The following is a 16,058-nucleotide window of genomic DNA, read 5'->3' on the forward strand; positions in this document are numbered from 1 at the left end:
TCGGACCCGTACACAACAGCGCGGCCGCCCGGGATATCCCGGGCGGCCGCGGCGTGTACACAGCACCGTGCGGAAGTCGCCCGGCCGCGCGAACGTTTCCGGCGGCCGGGCCGCGATCTCAGCGCACCAGGCGGCGGAGCAGCTTGTTGCCGAACAGGGTGCCGATGGTCTTCTCCAGCGTGGCGGCGGTGGCCTCGCTGTAGGGGTACCAGATGTTCTCCTTCTTCAGGCCCCAGCGATCCAGCAGCACCGGCTGCGGGTGGGCGAAACCGCGCAGCGCGTCGCGGCCGTTCACCTGACCCATCCCGCTGTCCTTGCGACCACCGAAGGGTGCCTCGGCGACGCCGTAGATCACCGAGGCGTCGTTCTGCACCACGGATCCGGTTTTCAGCTGTTTCGCCAACCGGATGACCTTGGCCTTGTCCTTGGTGAACACGCTGCCGCTGAGCCCGTACTGGCAGTCGTTGGCCATCCGCACAGCTTCTTCCTCGTCCCGGACGCGCATGATCGCGACGATCGGGCCGAAGGTTTCCTGCTGCATGATGTCCATATCGTGGGTCACATCGACAACCACGGTGGGCTTGAAGAACACGCCCTGGGCGGTATCGGATTCGCCGCCGAGCAGGACGGTCGCGCCCTTGGCCTTGGCATCCTCGACATGCTTTTCCACGATCTCGAGCTGGCGGTCCCAGAACAGCGGGCCCACGTCCTGCCCGGAGGGACCGTAGGTGACCTCGGCGGCGCGTTTGCGCACCTCTTCGATGAACTTGTCGGCGATGCTCTCCACCACGTAGATGCGCTCGACACCCACGCAGACCTGCCCGGTGTTGAACATCGACAGGTACACCGCGCCGAGCGACGCGCGGTCCAGGTCGGCGTCGGCGCAGACGATCATCGCGTCCTTACCGCCCAGTTCGAGGGTGCAGGGGATGAGCCGGCTCGCGCACGCGGCGGCGATCTTCTTCCCGGTGCCGACGCTGCCGGTAAAGGAGATCTTGTCGATATCGCCGTTCACCAGGGCCGCGCCGGTTTCGCCGTCGCCGTGCACGACCTGCAGGACGTCCTCGGGCACACCGGCCTCGTGCAGGACCTTGACCGCCCATTCGCCCGAGCGCGGAGTGACCTCCGAAGGCTTGAGCACCACCGAGTTGCCGGCGAGCAACGCCTGGGCGATCGGGTTGAGCGAGAGGATGAAGGGGCCGTTCCAGGGCGTGATGACCCCGACGACGCCGAGCGGCTGGTAGTTGATGACCAGCTTCTTCAGCGGCAGCATATAGCCGTGCAGGCGCCGGTTCTCGTCGGCCAGATCCTTGGGGGCGCGCCCGCTCCAGTAGTTCAGGAAATCGCAGGCCGGCACCATTTCCACGGCCAGCGCCTCGACGCGTGGTTTACCGGTTTCCCGCATCACCGTCTCGACGATCTCGTCGCGGCGTTTCAGCAGCACCGAGACCGCGTTGCGGATGATCTCGGCGCGCTCTTTGACCGGCCGGGCGGCCCAGCCCGGTTGGGCGGCGCGGGCCGTGGCCAGCGCCGCGGCGACATCGTCGGCCGTGCTCACCTCGATTTCGCCGACGCGTTCGCGGGTCGCGGGGCTGCGCAGCTCGAGCCGGCGGCGTCCGTCGGCGGTCGGCTCCAGCTGTTCAACGATGGCCATGGTGATCTCTCCTCACCCGAGGAATTGGAACAGGTTCTACTTTAATCCGGAGCTTACGTCATGGCCGCGCGCCGTGCAGCAAGGTTCACCCACGCGCCCGGCCGCGGCGGCGGCCCGATCTATCAATTGATTCAATCAAGTGATTGACATCGGCGGTCACGCGGGTCACGATCGAGGCGCGGTCGCAGTGTGCCCGACCGCGCACCCGAGCCGCAGGAGAACGATGACAGCCGAATCCCCGGGCGCGAGTCTCACCGCGCCGTACACCATCGAATTCCCGTACAACCGGACGGTCGGCGAGAAGATCGGCACGTTCCTCGGCGGTCTGCGCGACGGCGAACTGTACGGGGTGCGTACCGAATCCGGAGCTGTGCTGTGCCCGGCCCTCGAATTCGACCCGGCCACCTCGGCACCCACAGGTGAACTGGTCCGGCTGGAACCCCTCGGCACGGTCGCGCACTGGACCTGGGTACCCACCCGGCCCGGCGACGAGATCGACGCCGATCATTTCGCCTGGGCGCTGATCGCCATCGACGGCACCGAAGGCTCCCTGTTCCACGCCGTGGATACCGGCGGCGACCCGGCCCGGCTGTCCGCCGGCCTGCGGGTACGCCCGCGCTGGCGGGCGGAACGGGTCGGCAGTATCCGCGATATCGTCTGCTTCGAACCGGTGGAGGCGTGATGAGCACCCTGCCCACCCCGGTGGAATCGTTCACCAGCCCGCACAAGGTGGATTACACCTTCGTCGCCGGCACCGGCCGGTCGACCTTCCTGCGCGGGCTGAAACACCGCACACTGCTGGCCCGCCGCTGCGGGACCTGCGAGCGGGTGTACCTGCCCGCGCCGGAGTTCTGCTCGCGCTGCCTCGTCGAACTGTCCGAGCCGTTCGAACTCGGCGGCACCGGTGTGGTGAAAACCTTCTGCGTGGTGAACTTCCCGTTCCCCGGCCAGACGATCGACCCGCCGTACCTGGTCGCCTATATCCAGGTGGACGGCGCGGACACCACCCTCATGCACCTGATCCGGGATGTCGAACTGAGCGAGGTCCATATCGGTATGCGGGTCGAACCGGTGTGGTGCGCCGAGAAAGACCTGGACACATCCATGAACAGCATTCGCTACTACCGGCCGGTCACGGGAGGTTCCGATGCGTGATATCGCGGTGGTGGCATTCGCACAGTCACCGGGTACGGCGGCCGATCGCCGCGACGATATGGCCGAAATACTGCTGCCGGTGATGCGGGAAGCCCTCGCCTCGGCGGGGATCGACCGCACCGAGGTCGATTTCTGGGCGTCCGGCAGTCACGATTTCCACGAGGGACGGACGTTCGCCTATATCGAATCGCTCGATGCGGTGGGCGCGTGGCCGCCGATCTCCGAATCGCATGTGGAGATGGACGCGGCGTGGGCCGCCTACGAGGCGTGGTCGTGGCTGCAACTCGGCGAGGGCGAGATCGCCGTGGTCTACGGCGTCGGGCGCGGATCACTGGCACACGACCTGGACCAGGTGGCCGGGACCCAGCTCGACCCCTACTTCCTGGCACCGCTGCGGCCACATCAGGACGCGCTCGCCGCGCTCCAGGCGCAGGCGCTGATCGCGGCCGGTGCACTGGACGAGAAGCAGATGGCCGAGGTGGTCGCCCGGGCCCGGGCCGGTGCGATGGGTAATCCGGCCGCCCAGGTCTCGGGTGAAGTCACGGTGGACGAATTGCTGGCCGCGCCCTATCTGGCGTCGCCGCTGCGCGAGCACGACCGCGGGCCCATCGGGGATGCCGCCGCCGTGCTGGTGCTGGCCGCCGGTGATACCGCCCGGCGTTTGGCGCAGCGCCCGGCCTGGGTGCGCGGTGCCGATCACCGGATGGATTCGCACTATCCGGGCACCCGGGATCTGACCCGCGCCGACACCGTCGGTATCGCGGCGGCCAAGGCGGCCCGGCAGGCCGGATTCGCCGCCCGCGACGTCGATATCGCCGAATTGCACACCGAGTACAGCTATCAAGAACCGCTGCTTGCGGAGGCACTCGAATTATCCGGCGCGACAATCAATCCCGGCGGCGGACCGCTGGTCGCCCGGCCCACCACGGCGACCGGACTGATCCGGATCGGCGACGCCGCCCGGCACATCCTGAGCGGTCGCGCGGACCGCACCCTGGCGCATGCCACCAGCGGGCCCGCGCTCCAGCAGAACATGATCTGCCTTTTGGAGGGAGACCGATGAAACTCGCGGTCGTCGGAATCGGCCAGAGCAAACAGGCCAAGAAACGCAAGGTCACCATCGGTGCGATGGTGCGCGAGGCGGTAGACGAGGCGATGGCCGACGCCGAACTGGAATTCGGCGATATCGACGCCATCGTGCTGTCGAAGACACCGGATCTGTTCGACGGGGTGATGAACCCGGAGCTGTATCTGGCCGATGCCATGGGGGCGCGCGGGCTGCCCGTGACCCGGGTGTTCACCGGTGGCAGCGTCGGCGGGCACGCGGCGATCTACGGGGCCCATCTGGTGCAGGCCGGACTGGCGCGGCGAGTACTGGTGGTCGCGTATTCCAAAGAGTCGGAAGGTGATTTCACCTGGGCGCTTTCCCGGGGGCTGCCGTTCAGCGCGCAACTGGGCGCGGGGGCGGGCGCGCATTTCGCTCCGGTGATCCGGGAGTACATCCGCCGATCGGAAGCACCCGAGCACATCGGGTGGCAGATCGCGGTCAACCACCGGCTGAACGCCACCCGCAACCCGTACGCCCATATCCAGCTGCCCGATATCACCGTCGAGCAGGTGCGGGAATCGCGGATGCTGTGGGATCCCATCCGATTCCTGGAATCGTGCCCCTCCTCGGACGGTTCGTGCGCGGTGGTGATCACCGGCGAGGACGATGCCCACCACACCGGGCGCCCACCGGCCTGGATCCACGGCATGTCGTGGCGGACCGAGACCGGGCATTTCGCCGGGCGCGACGAGGTGAATCCGGAGGCCGGCCGGCAATGCGCCGCCGACGCCTACCGGCAGGCCGGGATCACCGACCCGGCGCGCGAGATCGATACCGCCGAGCTCTACATCCCCTACAGCTGGTTCGAGCCGATCTGGCTCGAGAACGTGGGCTTGGCCGAGGTCGGCGAGGGATGGAAGGTGGTCGATTCCGGGCAGACCGCGTTCGGCGGGTCGCTTCCGATCAATCCCTCCGGCGGTGTGCTCTCCGGAAATCCCACCGGCGCAACCGGTTTGCTGCGTTTCGCCGAGGCGGCCATGCAGGTGCGCGGGACCGCGGGCGAACACCAGGTGCCCGATGCGCGGCTGGCCGTCGGACACGCGATGGGCGGGGCCGCCCAGTTCCACGCCTTGTGGGTGGTCGGTTCCGAGCCCCCGCAAACCTGACCGCCGGGTACACCGGTGTTATGACCACCCGGCCACTTCCGGAGCCGCACGGACGGACGAACTCCGCCCCGGCCGGCATACCGCCCGTCCCGCGCACGCAGGAAGACGGCGAATCCGATTACCCCCGGCCGGCCCCGAGCAGGCGCGGACCGGGGACGGCACTATCGCGGATCACAGGACCCGCACAGACGAGGAGAGACCATGACCGAGCGGGTATATGTCGCCGGTGTCGGGATGACGAAGTTCGAGAAGATCCAGTCCCGGGACTGGACCTACCCCGAGATGGTCGCCGAGGCGGTGAACCAGGCGCTCACCGACGCCGGAGTGACCTACGACCGGGTGCAGCGCGCCGCCGTGGGCTATGTGTTCCAGCCGTCCACGGCGGGCCAGCGGGCGCTGTACGAGATCGGGCTCACCGGGATCCCGATGGTGAACGTCAACAACAACTGCGCCACCGGGTCGAGCGCTCTGGTGCTCGCGCGGGAATGGGTCCAGGCAGGGCTGGCCGATATCGTGCTCGCGGTCGGGTTCGAGCAGATGACCAAACAGGCGATGTCCGGTGACGGATCGGTCCCGAAAGTCACCACGGTCGACTGGCATATGGACGCCCTGAAAGCGGCCGCCGGTTTCGGCGCCGCCCCGATGACGGCGCAGTTCTTCGGTGCCGCCGCCAATGAACATATGAAGCGGTACGGGACGACGCGAGAGCAGCTCGCCCAGGTCGCGGTGAAGAATCACGAACATTCCACCCGCAACCCGAAAGCCCAGTTCCAGGACGCCTACACCCTCGAGCAGGTGCTCGGTGACAAGCTGGTCTCCGATCCGCTCACCCGCTCCCAGTGCTCCCCCATGTCCGACGGCGCCGGCGCGGCGGTACTGGTGAGCGAACGCTACGTCCGCGAACACGGACTCGACCGGGCGGTGCCGATCCTGGCCCAGGAGCTGGTGACCGATACCGGCGCATCCTTCGAATCGGGTTCGATGATCGATGTGGTGGGCGCGCCCATGGCCCGTATCGCCGGGCAGCGGGTGCTCGAGGCCGCGGGGGTCGGGATCGACGAGATCGACGTCCTCGAACTGCACGACTGCTTCTCGATCAACGAACTGCTCACCTACGAGGCGCTCGGTATGTGCGGCGAAGGTGAATCGGGTGCACTGGTCGAATCCGGTGCCACCACCTACGGCGGCCGCTGGGTGGTGAACCCGTCGGGCGGACTGATCTCCAAGGGGCATCCCCTGGGTGCCACCGGGTTGGCGCAGTGCACCGAACTCGTTACACAGGTGCGGGGCGCGGCGGGCGACCGGCAGGTGGACGGCGCGCGGCTGGGATTGGCGCACAATCTCGGGCTCGGCGGTGCCTGTGTGGTGACCCTCTACGGCGCGCCCGGCGCCGTCTCCTAGAGTTCTCGGTCATGACGCGAAGCCGGGTGCGGACGGGTCGGGACGAACGCCCGCCCGCACCCCCGCACGCGCAACCGGGAACCGAGATCGTCAATTCCCTCGCACCGGATCCCGATCTCCCCACCGATCAACGTCTCATCCTCGCCGCCGAACGCCTGTTCGCCGAACGCGGTATCGACGCGGTGTCCCTGCGTTCGGTGATGGCGGAGGCCGGCGCGAACGTCGCCTCGGTCCACTACCATTTCGGCTCCAAGGACGCCCTGGTCGAAGCGCTGATCAGCCGCCGCAGCGAGCAATTGCACACCCGCCGCGCCGAATTGCTCGACGCCGTGGAGAAATCCGGGGCGCCGGATGCCCGCGCCCTCGCCGACGCGTTCGTCCGCCCGGTCGGCGAACTGGCAGCCGCCGGCGGAACGCCGTGGATCCGGCTGGTCGCCGGCATCATGAGCAGCAATCACCCCGCGCTCACCCGGCTCACCGAAGGTTTCGCCCCGCAGGCCCGCCGCTTCAACGACCTGCTGCAACGGGTCGCCCCGGATACGCCGCCGCGCACCATCCGCTTCCGCCTCACCCAGGCCATGAACCTCACGTTCCAAACCCTGGGCGACCCGGAAGGCTTACAAGGCATGCTCGCGCTCAGCGGCACCCGCCTCTCCCCCGCCGAACTGCTCACCGAACTCATCGACACGGTCACCGCGATCCTCACCGGCCCACCCGACCGCTGAGCAGCGAGCTCCTCGACCGAACGATATCCCCGGTACATCCGCGTGTACCCTCCCAGGGTGGACGATCGGCTGAGTATCCGCGAGGCTCGCGCACAACTGACCTCCGTCGTGAACGCCGCGAGCCGAGACGGGCATATCACCGTCATCACGCGCGGCGGCGAACCGGCAGCCGCGGTCATTCCACTGTTCATGCTTGCCGAAGTCGAGCATGGGAAGACGAGCAGCTCGGCCGTATGGCCGACGAAGCCCTTGCCGAAGGCGGTGAGCCCGAACGCATCACGCTCGGCCAGATGATGGACGAGGTGCTTGCCTCCGACAAAGACGCCGGCGCGTGAAATACGAGCGCATGGACTCCCGTGGCGCGACGCGCACTCCGGGCGATCCCGCAGGAAGACGCATTACGCCTGCTGGTCGCCCTCACTCTGCTGGGTGACGACCCTATTGGGGTGATTGCGTAGAACTGATCATCCTGGCCGTATCCGCGGGACATCGTCGAGACATCTACGGGCGGTAGGGGTCGCCGCTGACCGGGCCGGTCGACAGCGGCGGGGAGTGGCCGCTTCGCCGACTCCCCGCCGCCTGGTGCCGCTGAGTGCCGGATTCGACGGACCCGCTATCACTGCCGGGCGCGAAACCGGTGCGTCGATTGTCCGGTCCGGATCAGGGCACCGCACAACCGGTGCCCGCGTTGATTCCGGTGCGGACCTCGATGGGTGCGCTGGTGACGGTTACGCCGCCCTGTTCGGCGCTGATGAAATGGGTTCCCGGGTTCGGCGGGGTCCACGTGGTGGTCGCGATGATGCCGTTCGGTGTCGCGACCGGCGGATTGAAGCCGACCACCACGCCGTTGTCGCGGAAGGTCACCGGTTGCGTGTTGTTGTTGACCGCGGCCCGCACCTGGTAGGAGCAGGTGGTGCCGAAGGGCGTGGTGATGCCCATGCTCCGGCCCGCATCGGCGCCCACGTTCTGCGGTACCGCACCGGCGCCGGGGGCCGCGAGAGCGAGCGCGGTGGCGACGGCGCCGAGGCCGGTGACGGCGGCTGCGCCGCGGACGGCCCGGCGCCTGGTGCGGGAACTGCTCTGGGTCGTAGTCATCGTTGATCACATCCCAACTGGTTCCATCGTGCGGACCCGGATGGCCCGCTCGCGAGCTGTTGTCGTGGAGCTGTGTCCAGCGTGTCAGTGCTGCGATGGTTCGTTGTCGACGCGCCTCAACGGCGGTACCCAGTCTGATCCGGTTCACCGGATGGGTCCAAGGTTTCGCCGGCATCGGTGTGATAACGACGGACCGAATCGCCGTGCGACCGGGCGGATTGCAGGGCCCCGCCCGGCCGTGCCGGCAATGCTCAGTTGACCTGCCGGCCCTCGCCCCAGTACTGGGCGCGCAAGGCCTTCTTGTCCGGTTTGCCCAGCGGGCTGACCGGGATACTGTCGGCGAAATCGACGGTCTTCGGCGTGTACACCGCGCCCTTGCGATCCTTGACCAGCGCCTGCAATTCCTCGACCTCGACGGTCTGTCCGTCACGGAGCACGACCACGGCCTTCACCGCTTCGCCCCACTTCTCGTCCGGCACCCCGATCACCGCGGCCGCACTGACGGCCGGATGTGCCGAGAGCACATCTTCGACCTCGCGCGGGTAGACGTTGAAACCGCCGGAGACGATCATGTCCTTCTTACGGTCGACGATGTAGAGGAAACCCTCCTCGTCCTGCCGGGCGATATCCCCGGTGTGCAGCCAGCCGAATTCCGTTGCCTCGGCGGTCTGTTCGGGTTTGTTCAGATAGCCGTTCATCACCAGCGGGCCACGCACGCACACCTCGCCCGGTTCACCCTGGGGCACCTCGTTGCCCTTCTCGTCGAGCAGGGCGACGTTCAGCCACGGCACCGGGCGCCCGCAGCTGGCGAGGCGCTCCGGCTTGTCCAGGTCGTGGTCGCCGCGGCGCAGCACCGAGATCGTCATGGGGCTCTCGGCCTGGCCGTAGAACTGGAAGAAGATGGGCCCGAACTTGCGGATCGCCTCGGCGAGCCGGGTCGGCGAAATCGCGGAGGCGCCGTAGAAGACGGTCTGCAGGCTGGACAGGTCGTACTTGTCGAGATCGGGGCTGTCGAGCAGCGCGTACAGCATGGTGGGTACCAGCATGGTCGCGGTGATCTTGTACTTCTCGATCGCCTCGAGGACCTTGGTGGGATGGAAGTACGGCAGCACCACGATCGAGCCACCCTGCTGGGCGGTGGGGTTCCAGAAGGCGGCGCCGGCGTGACTGAGCGGGGTGCACACCAGGAAGCGGACCTCGTCGGGCCATTCCCATTCGGTCATCTGAATCCGCAGCATGGTGGTGCTGCCGCGGAAGCTCATCTCCACGCCCTTGGGCTTACCGGTGGTACCGCCGGTGTAGGCGAGGCTCATGGTCTCGTTGGGGTCCACATCGGGACCCTTCAGCGGCGCGGGGGTGAAACCGGCGGCGAGTTCGATGAGGTCGGTGCCCGCCTCGGACGGGCCGAACGAGAACAGGTTCCGCAGTGCCGGAACCTTGTCCCGCAACTGCGCGGCCCGCTCGTCGAAACCGGTGGGGTCGAAGATCAGGGTTTCCACCCCGGCATCCTCGAGGACGTAGGCGTGGTCGTCGAGCGACCCCATCGGGTGCAGCGCCATGGCCCGGGAGCCGTTCACGTTGTTGGCGCCCTGGGCGAAGATCACCTCCGGCCGGTTGGCCGAGAGCACGGCCACCGGCGATCCGACGCCCAGGCCGGCCGAAGCCAGCGCCTGCGCGAACCGGCTGATCTGATCACGCACGTCGCGATAGGTCAGGGTGGCGTCATCGATATGGACCGCGGTGCGGTCGGCATAACGCTCGAGAGCCTTGCCCAGCAGATCCACCGCCAAGGGCTCGCGGTGCAGGAGGGCGCTCTCGTCGACGTGCGGTTCAGTGTTCATTCGTCTGCCTTTCGAGCCTGCTCGCACGAGCGGCCCAGCGAAGTGACCGTGGCCCCGGCGCGGTCCCGGACCGGCGACCACCCCGCGGGGGCGCCGTGTCCCGGGACCTCGTCCGAGGCTCGCAAACCGCGAAAACTATAACACGTTCTACTTTATCCGGGGGCCGGATCCCCGGACCCGGACATACCGGTCAGCACGGATCGGCAGGCAGCCACATAGCCGCGCACCAAGGGCCGTTCGTCCGCGCGCCGCCAGGCCAGCGCCAGTTCGCTCGGGCCGATCCCGCGCACCGGTCGCACGACAACACCCGCGTGCGCGATCAACGGAGCGTTGCCGGCCGCCAGCAGCACCACGCCGTCGCCGTTCAGGACGGACTCATAGGTTTCCTCCGTACCCGATATCTCGCCACCGATGATCGGAGGCCGCCCACCGCGCTCGTCGACCGCCAGGAAATGGTTGCGCAGCGCGGGCGCCGATTCCGGGAGGGCCAGAAACGGCTCGTCGAGCAGCTCGGTGAAATCGACGATGTCGCGGCCGGCCAGCTCATGTGATTCCGGCAGGGCGACCACTCGCGGCTCGCGGGCCACCACGACCCAGTCGTAACGCCGCGCCTCGGCCAACGGCAGCCAGACATAGGCGACATCGCTGGATCCGTCGGCCAGGCCGGTGCTCGGATCCGTCCAGCCGACCTGGCGCAAAACCGGTTTGGCCGCCGGGTACGCGGCCGCGAACCGCGACCGGACCGCCGGGAGCAGACCCCGGCCCGGACTGGTACTGATGCCGATCGTCAGGGTCGCCCGCTGGCCGGCCTTCACCAGCTCCACCTCCGCACGGGCGGCGTCCCATGCGGCGAGTACGCGGCGTGCGTGCGGCAGCAGCGCCTCCCCCACCGGAGTCAGGCGCACGGAGCGCCCCGTCCGGTCGAAAAGCGGGGCGCCCAATTGTTGTTCGAGCGCCCGGATCTGTTTGCTCAGCGCCGGCTGCGAGACGAACAGGCGCTGGGCCGCGCGGGTGAAGTTCAATTCTTCGGCCACCGCGGCGAAATAGCGCAGCTCGCGTCCGTGGACATCCATAACCAACGGTTATCACACCGGGTCTTGGACAGTTTCCCGGCGACACCGCAAGATCGTTCCCGAAGCACGAACCATGAGGAGACGAACCGTGAGCAATCCCAAGATCTGGCTGATCACCGGCGCGACCAGCGGCTTCGGCCGCGCGCTCACCGAGGCCGCGATCGAGGCCGGCGATACCGTGGTCGCGGTGGCCCGCCGCACCGCCGCCCTCGACGATCTGGTCGCGGCCTATCCGGACCAGATCGATCCGGTCGCTCTCGATATCACCGATACCGCCCGGATCGAGACCGTCGTCGCCGATATCACCGCGCGGCACGGCCGTATCGACGTCCTGGTCAACAATGCGGGCCGGACACAGGTGGGTGCCGCGGAGGAAACCACCGACCGGGAACTGCGCGACCTGTTCGACCTGCATTTCTTCGGCCCGGCCGCACTCACCCGCGCCGTCCTGCCCGGGATGCGCGCCCAGGGCTCGGGCGCCGTCGTGATGATGAGCAGTGTCGGCGGGCAGATGTCGTTCGCGGGTTTCTCGGCCTACAGCGCCACGAAATTCGCCCTGGAGGGCTATGCGGAAGCGCTGGCCGACGAGGTCGCGCCGTTCGGGATCCGCGTGCTGGTGGTGGAACCCGGCGCGTTCCGCACGGGCCTGTTCGGGCCGGGCGCGGCCTACTTCAGCGCCGAGATGCCGGAATACGCGGAGACCGCGGGGACCACGCGCCGGATGGTCGAGAACGGCGACGGCACCCAGCCGGGCGATCCCGCCAAAGCCGCCGCCGCCATCCGGGCCGCGCTCGACGCCGACCACACCCCGCTGCACCTGCCCTTGGGCGAGGATGCCGTGGATACGGTGCTCGGCCACCTCGACGGAGTCCGCGCGGAAGTTACCGCCTGGGAGAAGGTCACGCGGGCAACGGCTTTCGACTGAGTCCGCGGCGCAGCACAATCCCCGGCCATCGGCCGTTCGACACCGGGCGCACACGGCGGACGGTCCCGCCGCGAACCACCGTGCGGACCATCCGTCCACGGCGCCCCTTCGCAGGCAGCGCTTCGTGGGAGCCGGCACTACCCGGTCGCCACGGGGACCCCTATCGAGACGCACACCCAGCCCCAGCCGGCCACGCACGACGGCAGCACCCCTGGACCGACCGGGACTTCCGATGTCGAGAGCGCTGGGCAGCCGGGGTCAGTCCCGGGTGACCGCCCCGTCGACGCGCCGCCAGATCCCCAGCGGGTTATCCGTGCGGATCTCCTCGGCCAGCAGTTCCTCCGGCACGTTCTGGTAGCTCACCGGGCGCAGGAACCGTTCGATGGCACGGGTCCCCACCGAGGTCGTGGCGGGCGCGGAGGTGGCCGGGAACGGGCCGCCGTGGACGACGGCATGCCCGACCTCCACACCCGTCGGCCAACCGTCGAACAGCACCCGTCCGGCGATCAGTTCCAGCTTGCCCACCAGCGGCCGGGCCGTTGCGCGGTCGGCGGCGGTGGCGTGCACCGTGGCGGTGAGCTGGCCCTCCAGCTCGTCGGCGAGGGCGAGCAGGTCGGCCGGATCGGCCGCACGCACGATGATCGAACTCGGGCCGAAGACCTCGTCCTGCAGTTCGCGGGTGGCGCGGAACCGTTCGGCGGTGGTGACGAACAGATGCGGATCACCGGAACAACTCGTGGTGCCCGCGGTGCCGCTCGCCGCGAGTTCCACCCCGGCGGTTCCGGTCAGCCGCTCGACACCCGCCGCGAAGGATTCGGCGATACCGGCGTTGAGCATGGGCGCACCGGCGGCCGACCCGACCGCCGCCCGCGCCGCGGCGACGAATTCGCCGGCACCCGGGCCGTCGGCCAGGAAGACCAGGCCGGGGCTCGTGCACAGCTGGCCGACGCCGGTGGTCAGCGAGGCTACGAACTCTTCGCCCAGCCGGGCGCCGTGTTCGGCCAGCGCACCGGGGAGTATGAATACCGGGTTCACGCTGGACATTTCGGCGAATACCGGAATCGGTACCGGGCGGGCGGCCGCGGCCGCGGTGAGTGCGAGCCCGGCCCGGCGGGAGCCGGTGAAGCCGACCGCGCGGATATTCGGGTCGCGCACGAGCGCGAGGCCGGTATCGACACCGCCGTGCAGCAGCGCGAAGGTCCCTTCGGGCAACTCGTGTTCACGGACCGCTGCCAGCACAGCCCGTGCCACCAGCTCGGAGGTCCCGGGATGCGAGGGATGCGCCTTCACCACGACCGGCGCCCCGGCCGCGAGCGCGGAGGCGGTATCGCCGCCGGCCACCGAGAAGGCCAGCGGGAAGTTGCTCGCCGCGAACACCGCGACCGGGCCCAGCGGGATACGGCGCTGGCGCAGATCGGGTTTGGGCAGTGGGGTGCGCGCCGGATCCGGCCGGTCGAGCCGGGCGCCGGTCCAGCTGCCCTCGCGGACGACGTCGGCGAAGAGCCGCAACTGGCCGGTGGTACGGGCGATCTCACCGCGGATGCGCGCCTCGGGCAGGCCGGATTCGGCGATGGCCCGCTGCGCCAGGGCATCCCCCAGCTTCTCGATCTCGCTCGCGATGCTGTCGAGGAAGGCGGCGCGGCGGGTGAAATCGGTGGCCCGGTATTCGTCGAAGGCCGACCAGGCCGCCGCAGCGGCGCGAGCGACCATGGCGGTATCGGCCTCCCGGAACTCCGGTTCGAGGGTGTCACCGGTCGCCGGGTTCACCGCACGGAAAGCTCCGGTGGTGCCGGGTATCTCGGCCGTTCCGACGAGATTGGCGCCGGTGAGGAGTTCGGCGGTGGTCATTCAGCTCACCTTCTTCACGAGGTCGGCCAGTTCGGCCAGTTCGGTGTCGTCGAGGTCGGTCAGCGGGCTGCGGACCGGGCCCGCGGGGCGGCCCACCACCTTCATACCCGCCTTGATGATGCTCACCGCGTACCCGGGTTTGCGGTTGCGCAGATCGCAGTACGGGATCACGAATTCGTTCAGCGCGTTCAGGACGAAGGCGGTGTCCCCGCGGCGCAGGGCGTTGTAGAACGCGAGCGCGAATTCGGGAACGAAATTGTAGATCGCCGAGGAATAGGTGGTGACTCCCAGCGCCAGGTAGGGCAGCGCGAACATTTCCGCGGTCGGCAGCCCGCCCACATAGGTGAGGCGGTCGCCCACTCCCGCGTAGATCCGGGTCATCTGTTCGATATTGCCGATGCCGTCCTTGAAGCCGACCAGGTTCGGGCAGCGGTCGGCGAGTTCGGCCACCGCCGATTCCGAGTAGGCGGCATTGGCGCGGGAGTAGATGATCACGCCGAGGTCGGTGGCCGCGCACACCTGCCGCACATGCTCGACCAGCCCCTCCTGGCTCGCCTCGGTGAGGTAGGGCGGGAGCAGCAGAATGCCGTGGGCGCCGGCGCGCTCGGCGGAGCGAGCCATCTCGACCGCGGTCGCGGTGCCGTATCCGGCGGGCGCGATCACCGGCAGCCCCTCGGGCGCCTCCCGCACCGCGGCGGTGACGACCTGTTCGACCTCGGCCGGGGTGAGCGAGAAGAACTCGCCGGTACCGCCGGCGGCGAACAGGCCGGAGGCGTCGTAGCCGCCGAGCCAGGCGATGTTCTCCCGGTAGGCGGCTTCGTCGAAGGAGCCGTCGGCCCGCAGATGGGTGACCGGGAAGGACAGCAGGCCGGAGCCCAGCTTCCTGGCGATTTCCTGCGGAGAGGCAGTGGTCATGGCGTGCGCTCCTGTTCGGGGGGACCTGCTGACCTCACCCTAGGAACCATTTATGATTCACGTCCAACACTGATTACATATCTATCAATACAAGGTCGGTATCGGATGTTCACGTTTGTCCAGCTCACCCATTTCGTCGCCGTGGCAGAGGAATTGCATTTCGGCCGCGCCGCCGAACGGCTGCGGATGACCCAGCCGCCGCTGAGCCGGCAGATCCAGCTCCTGGAGAAGGAGGTGGGCGCGGAACTGTTCGACCGCTCCAACCGCACCGTGAAACTCACCCGCGCCGGTCGTGCCTTCCTGCTCGACGCCCGCCGCCTGCTGCAGCAGGCCGAACGGGCCGCGCTCTCGGTCCGGCGGGTCTCGGCCGGCACCGGCGGGGTCCTGCGCCTCGGCTTCACCGGGGCGAGCGTGCACTCCGGGCTGCCCCGGGTATTGGCCGCGGCGCGGGCGGCGCTGCCCGATGTCGATGTGGAGTTACGCGAGATGGTGACGATGGACCAGGTGGAGGCGCTCTCGGAGGGTGCGCTGGACCTGGGCCTGGTCCGCCCGCCGGTCACCCGGCCCGACCTGCGCACCCGCACCTTCGTCCGGGAGGGCCTGATCGCGGCGATACCGGCCGCACATCCGCTCGCCGAGGACACCGGCGCGCTGCCGGTGGGCGCGCTGCACGGTGTCGACATGGTGATGCACGCACCGGTGGAGGCGCGGTACTTCCACGAACTGGTCACCTCGGTGCTGCACGCGGCGGCCGTGGTCCCGGTGGTCACGCAGTACATGACCCAGGTGCACAGCATCCTCGCCCTGGTGAACCTGGGCTGGGGTGTGGCGCTGGTACCCGAATCGGCGGCGGGGATGCGGTTCGATCAGGTGGTGTACCGGCCGCTCGCCGAGGTGGGCGCGCTGGTCGAACTGGACCTGGTGTGGCGGCAGGGGAACGAGAATCCCGCCTTGGGGCGGCTCATGCCGGAGCTGGCGGTGGCGGATACCCCAGCCTCCGACGGTTGGCCGACAGGCGACTACCGCGACGAGGCCGCCGAACAGCGGGAGGGAAATCCCGATACTTTTCCTGTATCAATTCATCCGTAATTAGTGTTGGACGGGAATCACCCGTGCTCTTTACATTTTGTCTGTGAGGCGAGTCACCCGCCCTCATCCGACCTTTTTCCACGGCACCCCGTGAGCGCGGTGGTGGTTCGACCGAAAGGAGTG

General features: G+C 68.6%; 14 protein-coding genes and 1 pseudogene. 9 read left to right on the forward strand and 6 right to left on the reverse strand.

The features are described 5' to 3' along the window. Nucleotides 1-118 precede the first annotated feature (118 nt). Nucleotides 119-1,654, reverse strand: a complete 1,536-nt coding sequence (locus tag ACQEVO_RS22415) for an aldehyde dehydrogenase family protein (RefSeq protein WP_432916370.1) — start codon at nucleotides 1,652-1,654, stop codon at nucleotides 119-121. Nucleotides 1,655-1,877: 223 nt separating this feature from the next. Between ACQEVO_RS22415 and ACQEVO_RS22420 the strand changes: the two genes are divergently transcribed. The 7 genes and pseudogenes from ACQEVO_RS22420 to ACQEVO_RS22450 form a co-directional block, all read left to right on the forward strand. Next, complete coding sequence (locus tag ACQEVO_RS22420; protein WP_432916373.1) at nucleotides 1,878-2,336, forward strand: DNA-binding protein; 459 nt, start codon at nucleotides 1,878-1,880, stop codon at nucleotides 2,334-2,336. Then, nucleotides 2,336-2,809, forward strand: coding sequence for a Zn-ribbon domain-containing OB-fold protein (locus ACQEVO_RS22425; protein WP_432916375.1), 474 nt, complete (start codon nucleotides 2,336-2,338; stop codon nucleotides 2,807-2,809). Before ACQEVO_RS22420 ends, ACQEVO_RS22425 begins: the two co-directional genes overlap by 1 nt. Beyond that, nucleotides 2,802-3,872, forward strand: coding sequence for a lipid-transfer protein (locus tag ACQEVO_RS22430; protein WP_432916378.1), 1,071 nt, complete (start codon nucleotides 2,802-2,804; stop codon nucleotides 3,870-3,872). Before ACQEVO_RS22425 ends, ACQEVO_RS22430 begins: the two co-directional genes overlap by 8 nt. Then, on the forward strand, nucleotides 3,869-5,023 hold the full coding sequence (locus ACQEVO_RS22435) for a thiolase domain-containing protein (protein ID WP_432916380.1): 1,155 nt from the start codon (nucleotides 3,869-3,871) through the stop codon (nucleotides 5,021-5,023). The genes ACQEVO_RS22430 and ACQEVO_RS22435 overlap by 4 nt, the downstream gene beginning before the upstream one ends. A gap of 201 nt (nucleotides 5,024-5,224) precedes the next feature. After that, nucleotides 5,225-6,424 (forward strand): thiolase C-terminal domain-containing protein, encoded by a 1,200-nt coding sequence (locus ACQEVO_RS22440; RefSeq protein ID WP_432916383.1) that lies wholly within the window; start codon nucleotides 5,225-5,227, stop codon nucleotides 6,422-6,424. 11 nt (nucleotides 6,425-6,435) lie between these two features. Beyond that, nucleotides 6,436-7,149: a TetR/AcrR family transcriptional regulator gene (locus tag ACQEVO_RS22445; protein WP_432916386.1), complete on the forward strand. Its 714-nt coding sequence runs from the start codon at nucleotides 6,436-6,438 to the stop codon at nucleotides 7,147-7,149. A 57-nt stretch (nucleotides 7,150-7,206) separates the two neighbouring features. Further along, nucleotides 7,207-7,323 (forward strand): annotated as a pseudogene (locus ACQEVO_RS22450) (type II toxin-antitoxin system prevent-host-death family antitoxin); the annotation flags it as partial. Nucleotides 7,324-7,809: 486 nt separating this feature from the next. Here ACQEVO_RS22450 and ACQEVO_RS22455 read toward each other — a convergent pair. The 3 genes from ACQEVO_RS22455 to ACQEVO_RS22465 all read right to left on the reverse strand — a co-directional run bounded on the left by ACQEVO_RS22455 (nucleotide 7,810) and on the right by ACQEVO_RS22465 (nucleotide 11,158). Continuing rightward, on the reverse strand, nucleotides 7,810-8,244 hold the full coding sequence (locus ACQEVO_RS22455) for a hypothetical protein (protein WP_432916389.1): 435 nt from the start codon (nucleotides 8,242-8,244) through the stop codon (nucleotides 7,810-7,812). Nucleotides 8,245-8,495: 251 nt separating this feature from the next. Further along, entirely contained in the window at nucleotides 8,496-10,085 is a 1,590-nt protein-coding gene (locus tag ACQEVO_RS22460) for an AMP-binding protein (protein WP_432916392.1), read from the reverse strand. A 152-nt stretch (nucleotides 10,086-10,237) separates the two neighbouring features. Next, a complete protein-coding gene (locus ACQEVO_RS22465) occupies nucleotides 10,238-11,158 on the reverse strand; it encodes a LysR substrate-binding domain-containing protein (protein ID WP_432916395.1) in 921 nt (306 codons plus the stop codon). An 88-nt stretch (nucleotides 11,159-11,246) separates the two neighbouring features. Here ACQEVO_RS22465 and ACQEVO_RS22470 point away from each other — a divergent pair, with 88 nt between their 5' ends. Continuing rightward, a complete protein-coding gene (locus ACQEVO_RS22470) occupies nucleotides 11,247-12,083 on the forward strand; it encodes an oxidoreductase (protein ID WP_432916398.1) in 837 nt (278 codons plus the stop codon). A 258-nt stretch (nucleotides 12,084-12,341) separates the two neighbouring features. Here the strand turns inward: ACQEVO_RS22470 and ACQEVO_RS22475 are convergent, their stop codons facing one another. Together ACQEVO_RS22475 and kdgD are read right to left on the reverse strand one after the other, a co-directional pair. Further along, complete coding sequence (locus ACQEVO_RS22475) at nucleotides 12,342-13,931, reverse strand: aldehyde dehydrogenase (NADP(+)) (protein ID WP_432916401.1); 1,590 nt, start codon at nucleotides 13,929-13,931, stop codon at nucleotides 12,342-12,344. Continuing rightward, complete coding sequence (gene kdgD / locus ACQEVO_RS22480) at nucleotides 13,932-14,846, reverse strand: 5-dehydro-4-deoxyglucarate dehydratase (protein ID WP_432916404.1); 915 nt, start codon at nucleotides 14,844-14,846, stop codon at nucleotides 13,932-13,934. Between the two features lie 105 nt (nucleotides 14,847-14,951). Between kdgD and ACQEVO_RS22485 the strand changes: the two genes are divergently transcribed. Then, entirely contained in the window at nucleotides 14,952-15,935 is a 984-nt protein-coding gene (locus tag ACQEVO_RS22485; RefSeq protein ID WP_432916407.1) for a LysR substrate-binding domain-containing protein, read from the forward strand. Nucleotides 15,936-16,058 lie beyond the last annotated feature (123 nt).

This window comes from Nocardia sp. CA-290969 (assembly GCF_050936135.1).
Classification (GTDB): Bacteria; Actinomycetota; Actinomycetes; order Mycobacteriales; family Mycobacteriaceae; genus Nocardia.

Excerpts from the sequence above, each read along its gene's own strand:
- ACQEVO_RS22415 (WP_432916370.1), bottom strand. The coding sequence starts at position 1,654 with ATGGCCATCGTTGAACAGCTGGAGCCGACCGCCGACGGACGCCGCCGG.
- ACQEVO_RS22420 (WP_432916373.1), top strand. The coding sequence starts at position 1,878 with ATGACAGCCGAATCCCCGGGCGCGAGTCTCACCGCGCCGTACACCATC.
- ACQEVO_RS22425 (WP_432916375.1), top strand. The coding sequence starts at position 2,336 with ATGAGCACCCTGCCCACCCCGGTGGAATCGTTCACCAGCCCGCACAAG.
- ACQEVO_RS22430 (WP_432916378.1), top strand. The coding sequence starts at position 2,802 with ATGCGTGATATCGCGGTGGTGGCATTCGCACAGTCACCGGGTACGGCG.
- ACQEVO_RS22435 (WP_432916380.1), top strand. The coding sequence starts at position 3,869 with ATGAAACTCGCGGTCGTCGGAATCGGCCAGAGCAAACAGGCCAAGAAA.
- ACQEVO_RS22440 (WP_432916383.1), top strand. The coding sequence starts at position 5,225 with ATGACCGAGCGGGTATATGTCGCCGGTGTCGGGATGACGAAGTTCGAG.
- ACQEVO_RS22445 (WP_432916386.1), top strand. The coding sequence starts at position 6,436 with ATGACGCGAAGCCGGGTGCGGACGGGTCGGGACGAACGCCCGCCCGCA.
- ACQEVO_RS22455 (WP_432916389.1), bottom strand. The coding sequence starts at position 8,244 with ATGACTACGACCCAGAGCAGTTCCCGCACCAGGCGCCGGGCCGTCCGC.
- ACQEVO_RS22460 (WP_432916392.1), bottom strand. The coding sequence starts at position 10,085 with ATGAACACTGAACCGCACGTCGACGAGAGCGCCCTCCTGCACCGCGAG.
- ACQEVO_RS22465 (WP_432916395.1), bottom strand. The coding sequence starts at position 11,158 with ATGGATGTCCACGGACGCGAGCTGCGCTATTTCGCCGCGGTGGCCGAA.
- ACQEVO_RS22475 (WP_432916401.1), bottom strand. The coding sequence starts at position 13,931 with ATGACCACCGCCGAACTCCTCACCGGCGCCAATCTCGTCGGAACGGCC.
- kdgD (WP_432916404.1), bottom strand. The coding sequence starts at position 14,846 with ATGACCACTGCCTCTCCGCAGGAAATCGCCAGGAAGCTGGGCTCCGGC.
- ACQEVO_RS22485 (WP_432916407.1), top strand. The coding sequence starts at position 14,952 with ATGTTCACGTTTGTCCAGCTCACCCATTTCGTCGCCGTGGCAGAGGAA.